The sequence below is a fragment of the Methanoregula sp. genome (assembly GCF_002835825.1).
Classification (GTDB): Archaea; Halobacteriota; Methanomicrobia; order Methanomicrobiales; family Methanospirillaceae; genus Methanoregula.
This window is the reverse complement of record NZ_PIZH01000268.1, coordinates 1-3109: the sequence shown is the minus strand read 5'-3', so window position 1 is coordinate 3109 and position 3109 is coordinate 1. Positions and strand designations below refer to the sequence as shown.

3 protein-coding genes and 1 tRNA gene are annotated in these 3109 nt (G+C 57.4%); all 4 read right to left on the bottom strand.

All coding sequences use genetic code 11. From position 1 onward, the window contains the following. On the bottom strand, nucleotides 1–486 hold a 486-nt coding region (locus CW742_RS09585; protein WP_292419681.1), incomplete at its 3' end, for an inorganic phosphate transporter. 5 nt (nucleotides 487–491) lie between these two features. Further along, on the bottom strand, nucleotides 492–1121 hold the full coding sequence (locus tag CW742_RS09580; protein ID WP_292419679.1) for a DUF47 domain-containing protein: 630 nt from the start codon (nucleotides 1119–1121) through the stop codon (nucleotides 492–494). A 123-nt stretch (nucleotides 1122–1244) separates the two neighbouring features. Beyond that, entirely contained in the window at nucleotides 1245–2561 is a 1317-nt protein-coding gene (locus tag CW742_RS09575; RefSeq protein WP_292419676.1) for a hybrid sensor histidine kinase/response regulator, read from the bottom strand. Between the two features lie 217 nt (nucleotides 2562–2778). Further along, nucleotides 2779–2850 (bottom strand) — tRNA-Ala (locus CW742_RS09570). Between the last annotated feature and the right edge of the window lie 259 nt (nucleotides 2851–3109).

The following is a 3109-nucleotide window of genomic DNA, read 5'->3' as shown; positions in this document are numbered from 1 at the left end:
CCGTATATCCTCGTGGAAGGAGGCGACAAAGAGGCCGAGAAGGGCTGCCCCTGCTAAACCTCCGATGAGGGCGACGCTAATGACCTTTTCAACTTCGGGCACTGAAGGAAGGAGCACCGCACCCGGCCCCATGACCGCAATGCCGGCACCGAGCAGTCCCCCGACCATGGCATGGCTGCTCGATATGGGGATCCCGGCGCGGGTGGCAACAAAGACGAGGATGATCGCCGCCCCCATGGCGACTACGATAGAGAGCGGTGTGAGGCCTTCGGCGCTCACGATGGCCGTGCCGATGGTGGCTGCGACCGCGGTCGAAAACAGGAACGGTCCGGCGATGTTGCAGATCGCCGTTGAGATGACGGCCCGGAACGGTGACATGGCCCTGGTGGCCACGACTGTTGCAATGGAGTGCGAGGCATCATTGAGCCCGTTCACAAAGTTAAGCGCAAGGGCGAGAATGATACCAAAGAGCACGAAAAATTCCATACCGGTCACGCATGGGCTATGGCAATGTCGTGCATGACATGGCCGACATCATTGCACTTCTCCATGACCTTTGCCATGCCCTCGTAGATGTCCTTGAGCTTGATGATCATCAGGAGGTCCTGTGTCTTGAAAAGCTCGAGGACCGCCCGCGAGAGGAGCTCGGTCGAGAGATTGTAGAGCCGGCTGATCTCACGGGTATGGGTCTTTACCTCCTCCGGGTTCTTCAGCGTTGAAAGGCTCTTTGTTGCATGCCCTATCTCGGTGCTGGTGAGCAGGATAAGGTAGGAGTACTCTTTTAAAACATCGTTTGTCGCCGGGATCCCGTAATTGCAGAGCTGGTGGGTGACCCAGTCGAGCCGGTCGAGGACATCGTCAAGAACCGGCGCAAGGCGTGCGATCTCCTCGGGTTCCAGGGGGGTGATGAGCGACTCGTCAAGCTGCTCGAAGATTTTCCGGGTAATCTCGTCGGCGTGATGCTCGATCTGCCGTACCTTGTGGGCTTTCTCGGTTCCCCCGGGGAGCTCATGGGTGATCTCGTTGAATGTTGCGGCAGCCTCTCCGATCTTCTCGGCCATCTCGAGAAAGAGCGTGAAGAAGACCTTGTCTTCCGGCAGGATCAGGTCACGGATGCGCATAGTCTCCGGTCGTACCCTTATTGCCGGACTATAAATAAGTGAGTCCGCAGGCTGCGTGAAGACAGCGGATTGCCGTAACTGACTGTCCTCTTACGGTGACCGGCCAGGCCGGAACAGAGCAGCTTACTGTGAACCGGCCTTTCTCACGCCTTCCGGGGGGACCACGATCTCAAACAGGGCACCCTGCCCGGGTATCCCGTTCTCCCGGATCGCGATCCCGGTAAATTCGAGGATCTCCCGTGAGAGGAAGAGGCCAAGGCCGGTGTTTTTACCGTACCCTTTCTCGAAAATTTTTCCCTTCTCCTCTTCTGCCACACCCTCGCCATCGTCCCGGTATTCGATCAGCAGCCCTCCGTCAGAAGTCCGGTGCGCGGACACGGTGATCCTCCGGACACGCTTGCCATGCCGGATGGAGTTGTCGGCAAGGTTTTCGAAGACACGGGAGAAGAGCGGGTCAGCATAGACCTCGAAGCCGATGTCATGGGTCACGAGCTCGATGGACTCGCCGCTGGCAAGGGCCTGCCGCAGCGGATCGATGACCGTGGCGAGGTCCTGCCAGCGGGGGGCCTTGACCCCGATGTCCTCGTACTGCTTGGTGAACGCGATCTGCCGCTGGATCGCCCGTGCGGCAGCTTTGGCCTTCCCGATGTATTCGAGAACTTTTGCATCCTGGATATCCGTCTCCGCAAGTTCGATGAACGCATGGAGCGCGAGGATCTGGTTGTTGATGTCGTGCCGGGTCACGCTCGTCATGAGGTTGAGCTTCCGGTTGGCATTGGCAAGCGCCCTCTCCACCCGTCCCCGCTCGGCGTTCTCGGTTGAGAGGTTCCGGTTTGCCAGCTGGAGATCCTCGACTGCGGCCATCAGTTCTTCGTTCAGGGCCGTCATATGCTCGTGCGCATCCTGCAGCTCGTTATTCTTTTTGATGGCAAACTCGTAGGTTGAGAGGAGGATGTCCAGGATCCGTAACCGGCTGAACGTGATGGGATACGGCTGCCCGTCAAGCAGGTACTCGAAGGCATCCCGCTGCCCGTCCGGGTCGGGCCGTTGTACTGCATCAAGGGCAGAAGCAATACGGGAATGGACCTGCTCCGGGTCATAGGGCTTGACAATGAAGTTCTCTGCCCCGGCCACGAGCCCCTTCAGCACATCAGACGGATCGTGGAGCTGGGTGACGAGAATGACCGGTACCCCGGCTGTTCCGGGGTCTGCCTTGATTGCATGACAGAGCTCGTACCCGTCCATGCCCGGCATCACGATGTCGGTGAGCACGATGTCGGGAGGATTATTGCGGATCTTTACGAGTGCGTCCTCTCCAGCGGCCGCTGTCACGACCTCTGCCCCCTCCCGTTCCAGGAGGTAGCGCAGGTAATCGGCCTGGGTGCGGCTGTCCTCGACAACAACGATCCTCCTGCCGGAGAACCGGTTCTGGCCGGCCATGCTGGTTATTTCCCTCCGTTTTAAAAATTTCGCACCTGTCTAAAAAAACCCGGTCGGCGGGGATGTGGTGCAGCTGATTCGACTGTTTTGCCCTCACCTTTCTTATGCATTCCTAAATCGATCCCGGGCGAATCTGCCTTCATGGGGGAAAAACCCTGGCAATTGTCTGGCATAATGCAAAAAGACGGAAGAAACGGGAAAATTGCGGGTGAAGAAATGGACCGGGCGGGAATTGAACCCGCGGCCTCTTCCATGCCAAGGAAGCGATCTACCACTGATCTACCAGCCCGCTCCTATCTAGTAGGATCTCATAGGTTAAAAGAATTGTTTATGACAACGGGGGCATCGTTGATGAGGTCATCATCCCGAATCGAAGAACATGACAGGAAGTTTAATGATTTCAACACTCTACTCATCTCCCATGGTCATTCGGGGTTACCTGGCAGCAGGGTGTGTGCTCTGTTTCATTTTTTGCAACGCGTCCGGAGCAGGATTTTCGCTTGATGATCTTACCGGGAGCGAATCAAAAAACACCGGAATTTCCATCC

Bases quoted from the DNA above. Each gene is read 5' to 3' on its own strand.
- CW742_RS09580 (WP_292419679.1), bottom strand. From the start codon at position 1,121: ATGCGCATCCGTGACCTGATCCTGCCGGAAGACAAGGTCTTCTTCACG.
- CW742_RS09575 (WP_292419676.1), bottom strand. From the start codon at position 2,561: ATGGCCGGCCAGAACCGGTTCTCCGGCAGGAGGATCGTTGTTGTCGAG.